The 17,440-nt window shown below is 65.1% G+C and carries 18 protein-coding genes, 1 tRNA gene and 2 pseudogenes; 9 read left to right on the plus strand and 12 right to left on the minus strand.

What is annotated here, in order from left to right; all coding sequences use genetic code 11:
• The first annotated feature begins 41 nt into the window (after positions 1-41).
• The 3 genes and pseudogenes from U0C82_RS17725 to yidD form a co-directional block, all read left to right on the plus strand.
• The gene (locus U0C82_RS17725) at positions 42-350 is read left to right on the plus strand and encodes a nucleotidyltransferase family protein (protein ID WP_322189037.1); all 309 of its coding nucleotides are present in this window, start codon (positions 42-44) and stop codon (positions 348-350) included.
• Positions 347-718 carry a HepT-like ribonuclease domain-containing protein gene (locus U0C82_RS17730; protein WP_322189038.1) on the plus strand — a complete coding sequence of 124 codons (372 nt, stop codon included), beginning with the start codon at positions 347-349 and terminating at the stop codon, positions 716-718. The genes U0C82_RS17725 and U0C82_RS17730 overlap by 4 nt, the downstream gene beginning before the upstream one ends.
• A pseudogene (yidD, locus tag U0C82_RS17735) lies at positions 681-953 on the plus strand (membrane protein insertion efficiency factor YidD); the annotation flags it as partial. The gene U0C82_RS17730 and the pseudogene yidD, both read left to right, overlap by 38 nt.
• Positions 954-971: 18 nt before the next feature.
• On the opposite strand, the gene U0C82_RS17740 reads toward yidD, so the two are convergent.
• Positions 972-1,463: a LysM peptidoglycan-binding domain-containing protein gene (locus U0C82_RS17740; RefSeq protein ID WP_322189039.1), complete on the minus strand. Its 492-nt coding sequence runs from the start codon at positions 1,461-1,463 to the stop codon at positions 972-974.
• 195 nt (positions 1,464-1,658) lie between these two features.
• Between U0C82_RS17740 and U0C82_RS17745 the strand changes: the two genes are divergently transcribed.
• Positions 1,659-1,835 carry a YegP family protein gene (locus U0C82_RS17745; RefSeq protein ID WP_322189041.1) on the plus strand — a complete coding sequence of 59 codons (177 nt, stop codon included), beginning with the start codon at positions 1,659-1,661 and terminating at the stop codon, positions 1,833-1,835.
• Positions 1,836-2,040: 205 nt separating this feature from the next.
• Entirely contained in the window at positions 2,041-4,053 is a 2,013-nt protein-coding gene (thrS, locus tag U0C82_RS17750) for a threonine--tRNA ligase (protein WP_322189042.1), read from the plus strand.
• A 310-nt stretch (positions 4,054-4,363) separates the two neighbouring features.
• On the opposite strand, the gene purH is transcribed toward thrS, so the two are convergent.
• The 5 genes from purH to htpX all read right to left on the minus strand — a co-directional run bounded on the left by purH (position 4,364) and on the right by htpX (position 9,554).
• The gene (gene purH / locus U0C82_RS17755) at positions 4,364-5,980 is read right to left on the minus strand and encodes a bifunctional phosphoribosylaminoimidazolecarboxamide formyltransferase/IMP cyclohydrolase (protein ID WP_322189044.1); all 1,617 of its coding nucleotides are present in this window, start codon (positions 5,978-5,980) and stop codon (positions 4,364-4,366) included.
• Between the two features lie 123 nt (positions 5,981-6,103).
• A complete protein-coding gene (locus U0C82_RS17760; RefSeq protein WP_322189045.1) occupies positions 6,104-6,301 on the minus strand; it encodes a hypothetical protein in 198 nt (65 codons plus the stop codon).
• Between the two features lie 111 nt (positions 6,302-6,412).
• Positions 6,413-7,003, minus strand: a complete 591-nt coding sequence (locus U0C82_RS17765) for a tyrosine-protein phosphatase (RefSeq protein WP_322189046.1) — start codon at positions 7,001-7,003, stop codon at positions 6,413-6,415.
• Between the two features lie 152 nt (positions 7,004-7,155).
• Positions 7,156-8,478 (minus strand): RsmB/NOP family class I SAM-dependent RNA methyltransferase, encoded by a 1,323-nt coding sequence (locus U0C82_RS17770; protein WP_416186719.1) that lies wholly within the window; start codon positions 8,476-8,478, stop codon positions 7,156-7,158.
• 119 nt (positions 8,479-8,597) lie between these two features.
• A complete protein-coding gene (gene htpX, locus U0C82_RS17775) occupies positions 8,598-9,554 on the minus strand; it encodes a zinc metalloprotease HtpX (protein WP_322189050.1) in 957 nt (318 codons plus the stop codon).
• A 219-nt stretch (positions 9,555-9,773) separates the two neighbouring features.
• Between htpX and U0C82_RS17780 the strand changes: the two genes are divergently transcribed.
• Positions 9,774-10,016, plus strand: coding sequence for a DUF1674 domain-containing protein (locus U0C82_RS17780; protein WP_416186717.1), 243 nt, complete (start codon positions 9,774-9,776; stop codon positions 10,014-10,016).
• A 348-nt stretch (positions 10,017-10,364) separates the two neighbouring features.
• Positions 10,365-10,850 carry a thermonuclease family protein gene (locus tag U0C82_RS17785; protein WP_322189052.1) on the plus strand — a complete coding sequence of 162 codons (486 nt, stop codon included), beginning with the start codon at positions 10,365-10,367 and terminating at the stop codon, positions 10,848-10,850.
• Positions 10,851-10,923: 73 nt separating this feature from the next.
• On the opposite strand, the gene U0C82_RS17790 is transcribed toward U0C82_RS17785, so the two are convergent.
• Positions 10,924-11,493: a carboxymuconolactone decarboxylase family protein gene (locus tag U0C82_RS17790; RefSeq protein ID WP_322189054.1), complete on the minus strand. Its 570-nt coding sequence runs from the start codon at positions 11,491-11,493 to the stop codon at positions 10,924-10,926.
• Positions 11,494-11,656: 163 nt separating this feature from the next.
• Positions 11,657-11,836: a DUF2256 domain-containing protein gene (locus tag U0C82_RS17795; protein WP_416186720.1), complete on the minus strand. Its 180-nt coding sequence runs from the start codon at positions 11,834-11,836 to the stop codon at positions 11,657-11,659.
• A 129-nt stretch (positions 11,837-11,965) separates the two neighbouring features.
• On the opposite strand from U0C82_RS17795, the pseudogene U0C82_RS17800 reads away from it, so the two are divergent.
• Positions 11,966-12,670 (plus strand): annotated as a pseudogene (locus tag U0C82_RS17800) (sulfate transporter family protein); the annotation flags it as partial.
• Positions 12,671-12,718: 48 nt separating this feature from the next.
• Here the strand turns inward: U0C82_RS17800 and nth are convergent.
• Positions 12,719-13,585 (minus strand): endonuclease III, encoded by an 867-nt coding sequence (nth, locus tag U0C82_RS17805; RefSeq protein WP_322189055.1) that lies wholly within the window; start codon positions 13,583-13,585, stop codon positions 12,719-12,721.
• 23 nt (positions 13,586-13,608) lie between these two features.
• On the opposite strand from nth, the gene U0C82_RS17810 reads away from it, so the two are divergent.
• Positions 13,609-14,118, plus strand: coding sequence for a DUF2244 domain-containing protein (locus tag U0C82_RS17810; RefSeq protein WP_322189056.1), 510 nt, complete (start codon positions 13,609-13,611; stop codon positions 14,116-14,118).
• Between the two features lie 4 nt (positions 14,119-14,122).
• Here U0C82_RS17810 and U0C82_RS17815 read toward each other — a convergent pair.
• The 3 genes from U0C82_RS17815 to mdoH form a co-directional block, all read right to left on the minus strand.
• Positions 14,123-14,199 (minus strand) — tRNA-Ile (locus U0C82_RS17815).
• 91 nt (positions 14,200-14,290) lie between these two features.
• Complete coding sequence (locus U0C82_RS17820; protein ID WP_322189057.1) at positions 14,291-15,538, minus strand: OpgC family protein; 1,248 nt, start codon at positions 15,536-15,538, stop codon at positions 14,291-14,293.
• Positions 15,535-17,367 carry a glucans biosynthesis glucosyltransferase MdoH gene (mdoH, locus tag U0C82_RS17825; protein WP_322189058.1) on the minus strand — a complete coding sequence of 611 codons (1,833 nt, stop codon included), beginning with the start codon at positions 17,365-17,367 and terminating at the stop codon, positions 15,535-15,537. Before mdoH ends, U0C82_RS17820 begins: the two co-directional genes overlap by 4 nt.
• Positions 17,368-17,440: the final 73 nt, after the last annotated feature.

Genomic DNA, 17,440 nt, shown 5'->3' on the forward strand with positions numbered 1-17,440 from the left:
AACCCAGCCCATTGCCCGGGACCATGTGAGGGGCCGTCACCATGAAACCGTCCGAAGCACTGGAGAAGCACCGGGAGACGATCCGATCGGTTCTTGCGACCTATCCCGTCATAAATCCGCGTGTTTTCGGATCGGTGGCTCGCGGCGAGGATACCGAGGCCAGCGATCTCGATATTCTGGTCAAGCTTGGGCCTGATATGGACGAGGCCAAGCCATTGACCCTGTTCGATCTCGCCAGGATGGAGTTCAAGCTGCAGGAGATCATCGGCGTGAAAGTGGATATACGGCTCGAGGATGGGTTCTCGGCCCGGATGCGCAATCGTCTTATGGTAAGAACCGTGCCGCTTTGAGCGCTCTGCCCGATGACATTGTCGATCTGTTGATCGCCATCCGACGATGGTGCGATGATGTGGAAGCGCTTCTCGATGGCGAACGAGATGCCCTTTTCCAAGAAAGCAGAGTGCACGAACTGGCACTTTCCAAATCCATCGAACAGGTTGGCGAATTTTGCGGGCGGCTCCTGCGTAAACACCCCGAGTTCGCAGATCTCCACCCCGAACTCGAATTGCGCCCGGCAAGTGCCATGCGAAACCGCTTGGTGCATGGCTATGACGACGTGGTGATAAGCGTCGTCATTGCGACTGGACGCCGGGATATCCCCGTTCTCAAGAAAGCGGTCGATGCCATCCTTCAAGACGCCGGCGAAGATGTCCCGTAATTATCAAGGCCCCTGGCGCAAGACGCCCGGACGCCTGTTCGGCGTTGCGCTGGTACGGGCCTATCAGCTTTCGTTCTCGCCCCTTGTGGGCGGCCATTGCAGGCATCTGCCCACCTGTTCCGAATATGCCTATGAGGCGATCGCCCGCCACGGCCTGATGCGCGGTGGCTGGCTGTCGGCCCGGCGCGTTCTCCGGTGCGGACCCTTCGGTAAGGGCGGCATCGATAATGTGCCGGAGTAACGGCCGCTCGGCTCAGCCCGCGACGGGAATGCGCAGCAGCTGGCCGGGGAAGATCCGGTTCGGATCCTCGATGATGTGAGCGTTCGCCGCCTGAATGACGCCGAACTGTCCGCCATCGCCGTAGAAGCGCTGTGCAAGGGCTGCAAGGGTGTCGCCGCGCCGCACGTCATATTCGCGGTAGCCGAGATAGTCGGGAAGGATGCCGGGGCCGTAGAAGACCGGGACTGTGACCATCGGGGGCGGCGACTCGCCGCCGCCGGCTGTATCGTCCGAGACCGTCACGAACAGGCGGTTGAGCTGAAAGGCGGCGTCGGTGGGGATTTCGATCCGGCCCTGAAACTGCTGGATCGAGGTGCCGCCGACCATCGTGAAGCTGGTGATCTCGTCATGGCCTTCGGTCACCGAAATACTCAGCGTTCCCTCGAAGGCGACCGCATTGCCCGCGAGAAGGATTGTGTCGGATACGAGGTCGAACGGCTTGGGCTGCAAAAGCTCGATCTTCATCGGTCTTGCTCCTTTCGAAGGCGCGTCCCTCCGGTAAGCCTATGACGTCCCGATCGAAAATCCAAATATATTACCTAAAGCCATATCGGGCGCATCAGGTATGTTTTGCGTGCATCGTGAAAATACTTCTCGTATAGGTTGAAATTCAGCTGAGCCCGGCCCACCTCCCAACCATCGTAAACAGGGAGGGCCCCAATGGCTTACAAGTTTGAAATCATCAAAGACCAAGCCGACGAATATCGTGTTCGCTTCAAATATAAATCGGAAATCGTTTTCGTGACCGAGGGCTACACCTCGAAGCAGAATGCGAAAAATGCGATCGCTTCGGTCAAGAAGAATGGCCCGGATGCGGAGACCGACGACAATTCCTGACGGGCTTTTCGCCTGGTTTTACATCGAACGCAAAAGGGCCGGGTCGCGCGATCGATCCGGCCTTTTCGCGTTTGGCGCAAGCCTTGCGGTCGCCTGGTGCTTGAGCGATCGCGCCGTTCGGCTTATGTCGCTTCGTGATAGTAGAATCTTTGACCACATCACCCACCCGCGCTCGTAGGCGGGACTGGACCACAGGAGAATGCCCATGGCCGACACCGTGTCCCTCACCTTTCCCGATGGCTCGATCAGGGATTACGCGCCCGAGAGCACTGGCGCCGAGATCGCCTCGGGAATTTCCAAATCGCTGGGCAAGAAAGCCGTCGCCTATGCCCTGAACGGCGAGGTGCGCGATCTTGCAGATCCCGTCGCCGGCGAAGGCCGGCTCGAAATCCTCACCCGGGACGATCCGCGCGCGCTCGAACTCATCCGCCATGATTGCGCGCATGTGCTCGCCGAAGCGGTGCAGGAGCTCTGGCCCGGCACCCAGGTGACCATCGGCCCGGTGATCGAGAACGGCTTTTATTACGATTTCGCCCGCGACACGCCGTTCACGCCGGAGGATCTGCCGGTCATCGAGAAGAAGATGTCGGAGATCATCCAGCGCGGCAAGAGCTTCACCAAGGAAGTCTGGTCGCGCGAGAAGGCCAAGGCCGTGTTCGCCGAGAAGGGCGAGGCCTACAAGGTCGAGCTCGTGGACATGATCCCCGAGGACCAAGACCTCAAGATCTATGCCCAGGGCGACTGGTTCGACCTTTGCCGGGGGCCGCACATGGCCTCGACCGGCCAGATCGGCGACGCCTTCAAGCTGATGAAGACCGCCGGCGCCTATTGGCGCGGCGATTCCACCCGGCCCATGCTGAGCCGCATCTACGGCACGGCATGGGCCTCGAAGGACCAGCTGAAGAACTATCTTCACATGCTGGAGGAGGCCGAGAAGCGCGACCACCGCAAGCTCGGCCGCGAGATGGACCTGTTCCATTTCCAGGAGGAAGGGCCGGGTGTCGTCTTCTGGCATTCCAAAGGCTGGCGCATGTTCCAGACCCTCGTCTCCTACATGCGCCGACGCCTCGAAAACACCTATGAGGAGGTGAACGCGCCGCAGATCCTCGACAAGGCGCTGTGGGAGACCTCCGGTCACTGGGGCTGGTACCAGGAGAACATGTTCGCGGTGAAATCCGCCCATGCCTTCACCCACCCGGATGACGAGGACGCCGATCACCGGGTCTTCGCCATCAAGCCGATGAACTGCCCCGGCCATGTGCAGATCTTCAAGCACGGGCTGAAAAGCTACCGCGAACTGCCGATCCGCTATGCCGAGTTCGGCAATGTGCATCGCTACGAGCCGTCGGGTGCCCTGCACGGGCTGATGCGCGTCAGAGGCTTCACCCAGGACGATGCGCACGTCTTCTGCACCGAGGAGCAGTTGGCCGACGAATGCCTGCGGATCAACGATCTGATCCTGTCGACCTATGCCGATTTCGGCTTCGAGGAGATCGTCGTCAAGCTGTCGACGCGGCCCGAAAAGCGCGTCGGTTCGGACGAGAACTGGGATCACGCCGAAACCATCATGACCGACGTGCTGAAGGAGATCGAGGCGCGGTCGGGCGGCAAGATCAAGACAGGCATCCTGGAAGGCGAGGGCGCGTTCTACGGGCCGAAGTTCGAATATACGCTCCGGGACGCGATCGGCCGCGAATGGCAGTGCGGCACCACGCAGGTCGACTTCAACCTGCCGGAGCGCTTCGGCGCCTTCTATATCGACGAGCATTCGGAGAAGAAGCGTCCGGTGATGATCCACCGCGCCATCTGCGGGTCGATGGAGCGTTTCCTCGGCATTCTTCTCGAGAACCATGCCGGCCACATGCCGCTTTGGTTCGCGCCCATGCAGGCGGTCGTCACCACCATCACCTCGGACGCCGACGATTATGCGCGCGAGGTCATGGAGATCCTGCGCGAGGCGGGGCTGAAGGTCGATCTCGATCTGCGCAACGAGAAGATCAATTACAAGGTCCGCGAGCATTCGCTGGCGAAGGTGCCGGTCATCGTGGTCTGCGGCAAGCGCGAAGCCGAGGAGCGGACGGTCAATATCCGCCGTCTCGGCTCCAAGGACCAGACCGCCATGGGCCTCGAGGAAGCCGTCCAGACGCTGGCTGCAGAAGCCATCCCGCTCGATCTCGAGCGCGCCGCGATGGCGCGGGGCTTCGACCGGAAGGGCTGAGGCCGGGTCTTCTGCCGAAGCCGCGGCGACCAACGACGAACCCGAAGTAAGGGTCGGCACATGGTGCCGGCCCTTTTTCGTCGACGGGGCGCCGGCGGTTCTAGGCTCGTGGCTGTGCCGCAGATCGCGGGTGCCCTGACAGTCTCGGGCGACACATCGGCATCGCCCGAGACCGTAGGTTCATTGCTTGGCGGGCCGGGTCGATCGAAACACCGGTTTCCACTTCATCGCCCGGCGCGGGCCCCCGCCGGCCTGCCCGCCAGCCGCGTTGGAGCTTGTCACGGGCGCCCGTCCGGCCGTCCGGCCTTCATCAGTGCCGGAAATGGCGCATGCCGGTCATCACCATGGCCACGTCGTGGTCGTCGGCGGCCCGGATCACCTCCTCGTCGCGCATCGAGCCGCCCGGCTGGATGACGGCCGTGGCTCCGGCTTCGACGGCCGACAGGAGGCCGTCGGCAAACGGGAAGAACGCGTCGGAGGCGACCACGCAGCCGCGCGTCAGCGGTTCGGACAGCCCGGCCGCCCGTGCCGCATCCTCGGCCTTCCGCGCCGCGATGCGGGCCGAATCGATGCGGCTCATCTGGCCTGCGCCGATGCCGACGGTCGCAAGGTCCCTGGCATAGATGATGGTGTTGGATTTCACGTGCTTGGCGACCCGGTAGGCGAATGTCAGGTCGGCAAGTTCCCTCTCCGACGGCGCACGCTTCGTGACGACCCTGAGGTCGAGATCGTCGACGACGCCGGCATCGCGGGTCTGGACGAGAAGCCCGCCGGCGACCGACTTGACGAAGCGGCCCCTGGCGCGCGGGTCCGGCAAACCGCCGGCGAGGAGCAGGCGCAGGTTCTTCTTGGCGGCGACGATCGCGATCGCCTCCTCGTCGGCGTCCGGCGCGATGATCACCTCGGTGAAGACCTCGACGATGTGTCGCGCGGTCGCCGCATCGAGCCGTCCGTTGAGGGCGACGATGCCGCCGAAGGCCGATACCGGATCGCAGGCGAGGGCCTTCTCGTAGGCCTCGATCAAAGTCGCGCCTTCGGCGACGCCGCACGGATTGGCGTGCTTGATGATCGCGACGGCGCTCGCGCGCGCCGGATCGAACTCGCCGACGAGTTCGAAGGCGGCGTCCGTATCGTTGATATTGTTGTAGGAAAGCGCCTTGCCCTGCACCTGCCGGGCGGTCGAGACGCCGGGCCGGTCCTCGCCCGTGCGATAGAAGCCGGCGCTCTGGTGCGGATTTTCGCCGTAGCGCAAGGGCTCGGCAAGGGTGCCGGCAATGGAGACGCGGCGCGGAACGTCGACGCCGGCCTCTGCCGCGAACCATCCCGAGACGGCGGCATCGTAGGCGGCCGTGCGCGCAAAGGCTTCGCCGGCAAGGGCGCGGCGGAAGGCGAGCGATGTCGCGCCGTCGTGCCGCGTCAACTCGTCGATCACGCGGTCATAGTCGGCCGGATCGACGACCGTCGTGACGTAGCCGTGGTTCTTGGCACCCGCGCGGATCATCGCCGGCCCGCCAATATCGATGTTCTCGATCTGGGTCGCGGCATCGGCGCCGCTCTTCAGCGTGTCCTCGAAGGGATAGAGATTGACGACGAGAAGGTCGATCGGCCGGATGTCGTGCGCTTGCATGGCCCTTGCATGGTCCGCGTCGTCGCGGATCGCCAGCAGTCCGCCGTGAACGCCCGGATGAAGCGTCTTCACCCGGCCATCCATCACTTCGGGAAATCCTGTGAGTTCGGACACGTCGCGCACCGCAAGACCCGCCTCGCTCAGCGCCTTGCGCGTGCCGCCGGTGGAAACGAGTTCGACGCCCATCTCGCTCAAGGCGGTCGCAAACGCCAGAAGTCCCGTCTTGTCCGACACGGAAATCAGGGCACGGGCGACCTTGACCCGGTCTGGCATGGGGGTGGCGTTGGCTTTGACGGACATGGGAAGCACTCATCGATCGTTGGGGGCGTGGGGTTGCCGCCGTGATAGGATCGAATCCGGCATGCTGCAATGCCGCAGCGCGCATGCAGGCGGCTTCGAACCACTCGTCGGAAAAAATTTCCGCTACGGCGCCCGGTCCGAAGCGCAGGGCCTTTCCAGGCAGCCCTCGGGTAGCGGGTCTTCACCGCGCGCCGACGCGCTCCTGGCCTCGAGATCGTCCAGCGTGTTGGGCAGAACGGAGACGGCACGCGTCATTCCCCCGCACGAGGCGAGAAGCGGGGTGAGCGCGAGGAGACCGATGATCAGGCGGTGCTTTTCCATGCGGGAGACAATAGCGCATCGCAGCCGAAAGGGGACAGCGATTTTCCGATCCTCCGATGCCGATCCGGGAATCCCGATTTTCGGGTCGCCGCTTCAGCGCGTTTCGGCCCGTCAAGGGGGCGTTGCGGACGGCTCGTCGAAGGCCAGTTGCAGCTTGGCACGCTCGAAGCTCCGATCCATCGCAAAAGCCGGTGCGATGGGCAGTCCGATATGGCTGTAGAGGATCGAAAGCTGAGCCGCCGCCGCCGCCTCGCTCGTATCCACCTTGGCCGCCAGATAGAGCGCTGCAGCAAGGCCCGTCCGGTCGGCTCCGGACATGCAGTGGACGAGGACCGGCTCCTCGGCATGGGCGATGAGCGCCAGGAAATCGGTAAGTTCGTCGTCGGAAAGTTGCCGGCGGGCGGACCAGGAACGGTCGTACATGCGGATGCCGGCCTGCACGGCGACCCGCTTTTGCGCGTCCCACCAGGGCGTTCCGGGATGTGGACCGCGCAGATTGATGATGGTGCGGATGGATTGTCGGTCGATCAGTCGCGTCAGCTGCTGCGGATCGAGTGTCGCCGAGCGGTAGAGCCGTCCCGGAACGACCTCGTGGATATTCCCGCTGATCAGGGACAGGCCGATCCAGCCGAACGCCAGGATGAGAACGACGCCGATGGCGGATGCGGCCGCAACGAGCCGGGCCCTGTTTTGCGTCATCATCAGCGGCCTTCCTCACAAAGGCGCGCCTCTCAAGGCTCGGCCCCCGGTCCGCGGACCGCCATCAGCCTCGGAAGGCAACGGATCGTTTCGGTTCGAGCGATCCCTCGCAGAGCAGGATGACAGGGGCGTGAAGACCGGACGGTTTTCCCGGGTCAGGCAGCTTTCACCAGCCGGGCCGCGAAGAAGCCGTCGACGCCGCCGATCTCCGAAAGCATATCCGGCGTGGTGCGCAGGTCCCCTTCGACCGTCACCGCGTTCTCGAAGCCGGGCACCTCGCTCCGGGTGATGGGTTTGCGGGTGAATGCGGCGTGCTCGGCAAGGAACGCCGCGATCAGGTCCTCGCCCTCTTCGCGGTCGATCGAGCAGTTGGAAAAGACCAGCGTCCCGCCGGGCGCGACATGGTTCGTCGCCTGGTCGAGAAGCCTGCGCTGCACCTCGGCAAGCCGCGTGATATCGTCCGCCGTCTTGGTGTAGCCGACGTCCGGGTGGCGCCGCAGCGTTCCGGTGGACGAGCAGGGCGCATCGAGGAGAACCGCCTCGAACTGTCGATCCTCGAGGGTCTCGGCGAACGGGCCTGTCAGCACCTCGGCGTCGAGCTTCAGCCGCGCGATGTTCGAGGCAAGGCGCCGGGCGCGCGATTTCGAGGCCTCGCAGGCGGTAACCCTGGCGCCGCTCGACACGAGCTGTGCGCTCTTGCCGCCGGGGGCCGCGCACAGATCGGCCGCGGTCTTGCCCGAAAGATCGCCGAACAGGCGCACGGGAAGGCTTGCCGAGGCATCCTGGACCCACCATTCGCCGGCATCGAACCCTTCGAGCGAGGCGATCGAGCCTTGCGTCTGCGCATCGAGGCGCACGGTGTTGGCCGCCACGACCGCGCCGCCCAGCCTGTCGGCCCAGCCTTGCGGGTCGGATTTCACCGTCAGGTCGATCGGCGCTGGCCTGCGATGGGCTTCGGCGATGGCGGTCGCCCGCTCCTTGCCATAGGTGGCGACCAGCCGGTCGAAAAGCCAGAACGGGCAATCGGTCGCCGGCACGGTGGTGACCTCGGCGCCGGCCAGCTCCCGCGTCAGACGGCGGAGAAGCGCGTTGACGACGCCCTTGAACCGGCGCGTGCGCGGGTCGGCCTCGGCGGCGGTCACCGCCAGATCGACAGCGGCCGAATCCGGCACGTCGAGAAAGCGGATCTGCGCGGCCGCCACGTGCAGATGGTGGTTCAGCGTCGTCGCATTGCCGGGCAGGGGCCGGTCGAGCCGCTCGGAGAGTTCCTGCGCGATCGTGCCGCGATAGCGCAGCGCCGTGATCAGGATCGCCTTGACGAGCGCCTGGTCACGCGGCGCCAGCTGGCGCAGATGCGGGTGGCCGTGCTCGGGATCCATCAGGCCGTCGAGGGAGGTCTGCTGCTCCACGACGGCGGCCAGAAGCTTGGCCGCGACCTGGCGCGCGCGCAGCCCCGGCTTGTGGGCGCCTTCGTCCATCTCGTCGGGCCGGGCGCCCGGCCCGGGCCGAGGCTTGGCAAAAGGCGTGCCGGCCTCGCGCTTCCGGCGGGCTTCTTCCTTGCGCTGCCTGGGGGACGTCGGGCCCGTCGCCGGCCCGCTCAACCCCATGGTCCCCGGGTTTGGGTGGGCGTCGTTCGATGACCGGTATCGGGTATCCGGCTTCGTGCGGCCGGATGACCGCGCCCGGCCCGACGAGACCCGTCGATGGCCGGAGCGGCCGCATCGAAGCGCATCTCGCGCAGGGCCGCGATCCGGTCCACGACGTTCGGATGGGTGGAGAACAGGCCGGCCATCTTGCGTCCCGACAAGGGGTTGATGATGAACATGTGCGCCGTCGCCGGGTTGCGCTCGGCGTGCTCGTTGGGAATGCGGCCGGCATCCTTCGCGATCTTGCCGAGGGCGGATGCGAGCCAGTCGGGCCGTCCGCAGATCTCGGCGCCGCGCCGGTCGGCCGAATATTCCCGCGTGCGCGACACGGCGGTCTGGACCAGCAGGGCCGCCAGCGGCGCGACGATGACCGCGGCCAGCGTGCCGAGGATGCCGGCGCCGTTGCCGCGATTGCCGCCGAAGAACATGCCGAAATTGGCGAGCATCGAGATTGCGCCGGCGATCGTCGCGGTGACGGTCATGATCAGCGTGTCGCGGTTCTGGACATGGGCAAGTTCATGGGCCATCACGCCCGCCACTTCCTTGTGGGTGAGGCGGTTTAAAAGTCCGCTCGTCGCGGCGACGGCGGCGTTCTGCGGGTTGCGGCCGGTCGCGAACGCGTTGGGCTGGGGATTGTCGATGATGTAGACCTTCGGCATCGGCAGCTCGGCTCTGCGCGCCAGCTCCTCGACGATGCGGTAGAAGTCCGGCGCCGAGCGCGCGTCGACCGCTTTCGCTCGGTGCATCTTCAGGACCATCTTGTCGGCATTCCAGTAGGCGAAGAGATTCATCGCCGCGGCGACGACGAAGGCGATCATCATGCCGCCGCGCCCGCCGATGACGAGGCCCAGCCCCATGAAGAGCGCGGTCATCGCTGCAATCAGAGCAGCCGTCTTGATCATGTTCATGACAGTCGATGCTTCCCGTCCTGGCTAGACGCGCGAACCGCGTGCCTCTCAACGTCGAGAGCGCGCGAACCGCGTGCCTCGACAACTCTATAGCGCAAAAATGGTCGCGCGCGGCACCCGGTTCAAGAATGTGCGGTTTTCGGTCGTCTTTCCGTTCGCCGCCGCAAGCGCCATATGCGATTTCGAGCCGAATGAAATGGATCAAGACAGGTCGATGACATGACGAACGACAGCGCGGACGCCATTCTGAGCGCGATGAAGGTTTCGAGCGAGGCGAACATACGCAAGCTTTCGCCGGCCGCCAAGCGGGCGCTGGCCGAAGCCGAGGAACGGCGCAGGACGAACCAGGCCTTCAAGGTCGACCCGGACAGCCTTCCCACCGAAGTCGAGGGCCGCAAGTCCGGCATCGAGCCGGTGCGTTATGGCGACTGGGAAAAGGACGGGATCGTCAGCGATTTCTGACGGTCGGCGCTCCGGACGCGGGCAGGGTCGCCATGGGACGGGCGACGCGCCGAAAAGGTTTCGCGCAATGCGCGTGAGCAAATTGTCCTCAGGGAGATGATGCGTTCGGCTCGGTGACCGCAACGCATCATGCCGCGGCGTCCGGCGGCTTTCGCACGTCCTCGCTGTATCGAAACTGCTTTTTCCCGCAATCTGGCCTTGACCCTCGATCATCGATTTCGGGGTTTTGCCGTGAACCCGATCTTAACAAATCCGGTGATAGGAATTATATCCCTTCATAAGCAGTGTCTGTTGCAGGGTAGGATAGTCGAACCGGTGGGTGTTTCGCTGAAAGGTTGCAGAGTGTGGATGGTGCGCGGGCTTGTCGCCCTTGCGGCCCAGGCCCTAGCCATGACCGCGGGCGCGCATGCCCAGGAGCCGCCGCGCTCCATCGCCGGGCCCGTCACCGCGCAGGTCGTCAAGGTTCGCGACGGCGATACGATCGAGGTCGAGGCCTTCATCTGGCCCATGCAATCGGTGCATGTCGCCGTGCGGCTTCGCGGGATCGACGCGCCGGAAAAGCGCGGCTCCTGCGACGCCGAAAAACGGGCGGCGGATATCGCCACCGCGCATCTGAGCGAACTGCTGGCGTCCGGAGAGGTGGTTCTGACCGAGATCGCGGGCGACAAATATTTCGGCCGCGTCCTCGCCGATGTGGCGACCGACGGCGAAGTCGACGTCGCCCGCCGCATGCTGAGCGACGGGCTCGTCGTCGCCTATGGCGGCAAGACGCGCCGGGACTGGTGCACCGAGCTGTCGGTCGCGCCGTTTCCGAGCCCCGCTCCGCGCGGATAGGGCGCATTGCGGCATGGCCGGGTGAAGGCCGCCCCACGCTGTGCGCGTCGAGGTCGCTTCGCCTCGGGTTCCGTCAGGCTTCTTCTTCCGGCACCGGTACGTTGAAGCCGTTGAGCGTCATCGACACCATGCAGTAGAGGCCGACGAGGTAGATCAGTTCGGCTGCGCCGTCCTTTCCGAAGGTCCGCACCGCCATGTCATAAGTCGGGCGCGGCAGCACCGAACCCGTCACCAGGGCGTGGGCGACGTCGTAGGCCGCTTCCTCCTCGCCCTGAAGCCCCGTCGGCTTCACGCCGGCGACCAGGGTGGCGAGCTGCTGTTCGGATATGCCCTTGGCTTCGGCCACCGCCACATGAGCGTAGATCTCGTAAGCCGAATTGAAATGCGCACCGGTGACGAGAATGGCGATCTCGCGCGCCTTTGGCGGCAGCCGCGCCTCCATGGACATGACCTTGGTCAGATCCCAGATCGCCTTGCCGATCCTGGGCTCGGTCAGCCATGGGTTCCACGGGCCCATCAGCGCACCGTCCTCGCGCATGGCCGTGAAGGCGTTGAAGTTCGACGCGATGCCGGCTTTCATGTCGTCGTAAAGCGGCTTCTGCTCGTCCGTGAGATCCTTTGGGTCGATCAGGGGAATACGCATGGGGCGCTCGCCTTTCCTGTTTGCGTGGGCTTCAAGGGGGGAACGACCCCGCCTCCGCAAGGATGCGTGCAGCGCAGCATTCGTGTCCGCAGCGTCATGCAGCGGCGATCGATCAGTGCGTCGCGCGCCCGCTCGATGGCGGGCGTTCGGCTTGCGTTCGGCGCTAATCCTTGGTGATCGGCTGCGGTGCGAAGCGCGGTGGCACCCCGGCCTTGGCGTCGCGTCGGCAACGCTGGGAGCAGAACTTCACCTCGTCCCAATTCTTCTCCCACTTCTTGCGCCACACCATGGGCTTGCCGCACTGGACGCAGATCTTGACGGGGAGTTCGGATTTGTTGGTCATGGGGTTGATATGGCGCAATCCGTGCAGCCCGCATAGGCGCAGGTGCCGCGCAATTGCGAAGCGAACTTGCCCGCTCGGGTGCGCGTTCATATGTCCTCGCCCACCGACTGGTCTCTCAAGGGTTCCCGGATGATCTTCACGAGCGCGCGGCTTGCCTTTGCCGACATGTTGTCCGAGCCGTTCCGCGCGGCGCTGTGGAAGATGCTCGGCCTGTCCGCCGTCGTGCTCGTCGCCCTGTGGTTCGCGATCAGCCTGACGTTCGAAAGCGTCATGCTGCCGTTCCTCGCCTCGTTCTTTCCCGAATTTCCGGCCTGGGTCGATCAGGTGGGGAGTGTCGCGACCTGGCTGCTCGGCCTGTTTCTCGCCATCGCGCTCGCCTTTCTCATCGGTCCGATCAGTGCCATCATCGCCGGGCTCTTTCTCGACGACGTGGCGGAGGTCGTGGAGGATCGCTCCTATCCGGACGCGCCGAACGGGCGCGAAATGCCGCTGTTTCCCAGCATCGTCCTGTCGCTGAAGTTCTTCGGGGTCGTGCTGCTCGGCAACGCGCTCGCCTTCGCGCTCCTCCTCGTGCCGGGCGTCAACCTCGTCGCCTTCTTCGTCGTCAACGGCTATCTTCTGGGGCGCGAATATTTCGAGTTCGCGGCCCTGCGCTATCGGCGCAGCGGTGATGTGAAGCGCCTGCGCGAGCGCCATCGCGGCGCCGTGTTCTTCGCCGGCCTCGTCATCGCCGCGTTTCTCAGCGTGCCGTTTCTCAACATTCTGACGCCGCTGTTCGCCGCAGCCTTCATGGTTCACCTGCACCAGCGCCTGTCCGCGCGGCACGGCGATCTGCCCGATCCGCGCGTCAGCTTCGATGATGCCGCGACGGCCTTGCGAAGCTCAGGCCGATGCCGGCAGAAGCCCCGCGCCAAGCTCCCTCAGTTCGGCCGGAACGTCGGTCGTCTTGACGTCGGCCCGGCACAGATCGGCGATCACGCAAAGCGCGCATTCGGGTTTTCGCGCCTTGCAGACATAGCGCCCGTGCAGGATCAGCCAGTGGTGGGCATGGCGGCGAAACTGCGGCGGGATGATGGTCAGGAACCCCTGTTCCACCTCGTCCACGCTCTTGCCCGGCGCAAGCTTCAGCCGGTTGCCGATCCGGAAGATATGCGTGTCGACGGCGAGCGTCTCCTCGCCGAACGCGGTGTTCAGGACGACGTTGGCGGTCTTGCGCCCGACGCCGGGCAGGGCCTCCAGCGAGGCGCGATCGCTCGGCACCTCGCCGCCGTGCCGCTCGACCAAGGCGAGGGAAAGGGCATGGACGTTCCTGGCCTTGTTGCGAAACAGGCCGATGGTGCGGACATGCTCGCGGATCGCGTCCTCGCCGAGGGCGGCCATCGCGCCCGCGTCGCTGGCTGCGGCAAACAGGCCCCGCGTCGCCTTGTTGACGCCGGCATCCGTCGCCTGCGCCGACAGGACGACGGCGACGAGCAGGGTGAACGGGTTGGAATGCTCGAGTTCGGGTTGCGGTTCGGGACGCTGCACGGCAAAGCGCCGGAAGATCTCGGCGATCTCCAGCTTCGTATAGGGAATGCGGGGTCCGCGCCTCGCCGGTCCCGGCTTCGGCCTGGCTCCGGCCGGCGCGCGCGCGGGAGCGGTCGCCGAAGGGGTCGGGGGCGCTGCGGTCGCGCCGGATGCGGGCTCTGGGTCCCCCGGCGCTTTTGCCGCCTTGATTCTGCCGGGCGAAGAGATGATTTTCCTGGTCATGTCCGATTTTAAGAGCCGACATCATGGATGACAATTCGCCGGACGCCGAAAACCGCCCGTTCGACGCCGACAGGCCGATCTTCGAGGCGCTTCTGACCCCCTATCGCTCGCTCGGGCCGCGCGGCTTCGCGGTGATGATGGTGCTGTTCGGCTCGGTCTGCTTCGGCGCGGGCCTGATGTTCGTCGCCAAGGGCGCCTGGCCGGTGTTCGGCTTCCTCGGCCTCGACGTCCTGATCCTCTTCGTCGCCTTCAAGCTCAGCTACAAGGCGGGCAAGGCCAGCGAAGAGGTGTCGGTCTCGCGCACCGACGTCTCCATCCGCAAGATCTCGCCCGAGGGCCGCGTGCGCGAGGCGCACTACCCGCCCGCCTGGACCCGTTTTCGCATCAAGCGGATGGACGAGGTCGGCATCATGAAGATGGACGTCGCCTCGCAAGGCCGATCCACCGAAATCGGCGCCTTCCTCAATCTCGACGACCGCGAAACCTTCGCCAAGGCCTTCAACGAGGCGCTGGGCGAGGCGAAGCGCGGGTGAGACCTGGTAGGCCCGGAGGGACTCGAACCCCCAACCAAGCGGTTATGAGCCGCCGGCTCTAACCAATTGAGCTACGGGCCCGACGGGTGACCGGGTAAACCAATATCGTGTGGGCGACAAGAGCCGGAATGATCTGCGCGCCCGGGAGCAAGGGGGGGGGCGCGCGGTGGTATCACGGGGCAGGGCGCGTGCCGGTGGTCGGGGCGGTCGCCGGGCCGGCCAGCGGTCCGGACGGGGTCGCGCTGTCGTCGACGGCGGCCGGCGGGTGGCTGGTCGAGGCGGTCTGTGCGTCTGTCCGGCGTGCGATCCGCTTTTGGTAATTTGCCCACCATTCGAGCCACCAGACAAGGGCGAACTGCAGGCCGAGGCCGGCGGCGAGAAGGCTCGTGTCGAAGATCGCATTCGTCTCGTCGCCGAACTTGATCACCTGGCAGATCAGCGAAAGCATGGTGCCGAAGGCGAAGACCGGCAGGGAATGGCGGCCCATCGCCGCCAGCGGGTTCTCGCGCGTGATATTGGCGAAGAACGAGTGCCGCGCCGCATTCGCGAAGACGTAGGCGAGGGCGAGGACGTGCAGCACACGCGGCACGGCGGCGAAGGTCTTGTCGAGGCCGGCAATGGCGCGGGGCAGGACGTCGCCGAGCCCGAAGACCAAAAACCAGAGAGCGTAGCGGACCGTGACGAAGGCGAACAGCAGATAGCCGAGCGCCAGCGCGAGAAGCCAGGGCCTGTAGGGAACCGAGGCGAGCCCCGCGCTCTTGCGCAGGCCCGCATAGAGCCCGACTGCGAAGATCAGCTGCCAGGCGATCGGATTGAAGAACCAGCCGCCCGGATTGGGAAAGGCGGGAATGTTGAGGTTGAAGCCGGAGGCGGCCGCCCACAGGAGGAGCGAGGCGCCGAGCATCAGCTCACGGCTGACCGAGGCGAGCCACAGAAGCATCGGCAGCATCAACAGAAGCACGATATACATCGGCAGGATGTTGAGATAGCCGAACTGATGGCCGAGGGAGGCCAGCCCGTAAAAGGCTTCGAGCGGCTTGTCCGATAGAGCGGGAAGGTTCATGCGCCGCATCAGCTCGCCCTCGCCGAACACCAGCGCCGCCCAGGCGAACAAGCCGATCGCCAGCATGTTGAGGGTCATCTGGACGAGGAACAGCGTGCCCGCCCGCCGCATCGCCTTGACCGTGGCGACGAGCCTCTGCCCGCCGAGGAACGGGCGGCCATAGGCGAAGGCCGCCGCAAAGCCGGCGAGGAAGACGAAAAGTTCGGCCGCGTCGGAAAACCCGAAATTGCGGGAGGTGAAATGTTCCCACAGGGTGCCCGGCACGTGATTGACGAAAATCATCACGAGCGCGACGCCGCGCCAGAAATCGACCCGGTTGTCGCGGGACGTGGCAGGATTCGGTGCAATGATGGTCATCGGGACTTCGGTACGTCCGAGCTGCCTGCCACGGGATGGGCGTTCCCATCGCTTGCCGCATCAATCAAGGCTTTTTTCGGAGCGTTCGGATGTTCGATGTCGCCGAGCCTCTCGCGCCAGCCGTCGGCCGCCACGATCACCGGATGGGGATCGATCTCGAACGGCGTTCGGAACAGGCCGATCCGGCGCACGAGATCGCCGACGCCGGGATGCGACGTGAAGGAGATGAGCAGCGGGGCGATGAGCAGCGGCACCGCGATCGGCAGCGTCCACAAAAGCACCTCCGGCGCATAGGCATAGGCGGCGTAAAGCACGGCGGCGCCCGCGGCCACCATCCACCAGCTCGCCGAGAAGGCGGTCTTGAGGGACAGCCCCTGATCCTCGCGGTCGGTCGCGGGCCAGCCGGAATCGGCGCCGATCAGGATCTCGCCGATCGCCTTCGACTGCATCATCATGGTGATCGGCGCGAGGAGCGAAGTGAGGATCAGCTCCGCCGTGGCGCTCGCGATGACGCAGAAGGTGCCGCCGAAGGCATGCCGGCGCCGGGAGAAGGCCGAGGTGAAGGTGATGACGGTCTTGGGCAGGAGCAGAAGGACGAAGATGCCGAAGAGAAGGCCGAGCGCCTTCTGGGTTTCGGGTTTCGGAAACACCGGAAACAGGGAATCGGCCGGAAAATAGTTCGGCTCGGGCGCGACGATGGGGGCGATCAGGCTGACGATCAGGAACATCAGCCAGATCGGCGAGGCGAGATAGGCCATGATGCCGGCCATTAGCTGCACCCGGTTCCACCGCTTCAGGCCGCCGACATTGAGCAGGCGGCCGTGCTGCAGGTTGCCCTGGCACCAGCGGCGGTCGCGCTTGGCATATTCGATGACGTTGGCGGGCGCCTCCTCGAACGAGCCGGGCAGGTCCGGATCGACGCGCACGGCATAGCCGGCGCGGGCGAGGAGGGCGGCTTCCACATAATCGTGGCTGAGGATATGGCCGCCGAAGGGCGGTTTGCCGGACAGGCCCGGCAGGCCGCAATGGGCGGCGAAGACGCGCGTCCGGATCATCGCATTGTGGCCCCAGAACGGACCTTCGCGGCCCTGGAGGGCGGCCAGACCGCGCGAGAACACCGGCGAGAAGATCGCCGCGGAGAACTGCAGGGCACGGCCGAAGATCGTGCGCCTGTTGATGATCAGCGGCTGGGACTGGAGAAGTGCCAGATCCTCCTGATCGTCCATCCGCGCGACCATTTCGACGATCGTTTCCGGCGCCATCAGGCTGTCGGCGTCCAGCACCAGCATGTACGGATAGGCACCGCCATGATTGGTGACGAAATCGGCGATGTTGCCGGCTTTCCGGCCCGTGTTCTGCTTGCGGTTGCGATAGTAGATCCGCCCGGCGAGCCGCAGCTCCTTCAAGAGGATGCGGTAGCCGCGCTCTTCGGCCGCAACGCTCTCGGGCTTCGTCGAATCGCTGAGGACGTAAAAGTGGAAATGATCGAGACGGCCGATGCCGCGAAGGCCCTCGGCCATCGCGGCGATGCGTGCGTAAACCGAACGCGCGTCCTCGTTGTAGACCGGCACCAGAATGGCGGTGATGCCCCTGGGACGATGCTCGGCCCTCAACGGGCGTCGCCGGGAGTTCGCCGCGGACACCATGCCGAACGAGGCGGTCATGAAACCCCAGGCCAGCCAGCCGCAGCAAACCAGCAGCAGCACCGTCTGAACGAGATGGAAATTCGTGATCCCGTTCGCGGTGATGATCGTGAAAAACAAGGTCGCGGCGACGAGAGACAGAAGCGCAGCGCTCGTGACGAAGACGAAGCGAAGAAATGCGATCAAGTGGTCATCCATTCCCGGCTGACGTCCGTGTCCCTACGGATATCGATTATCAGCATCAATCCGGGCGAAAAAG

Origin of the sequence: Fulvimarina uroteuthidis, assembly GCF_034321785.1 — a bacterium.
Classification (GTDB): Bacteria; Pseudomonadota; Alphaproteobacteria; order Rhizobiales; family Rhizobiaceae; genus Fulvimarina; species Fulvimarina uroteuthidis.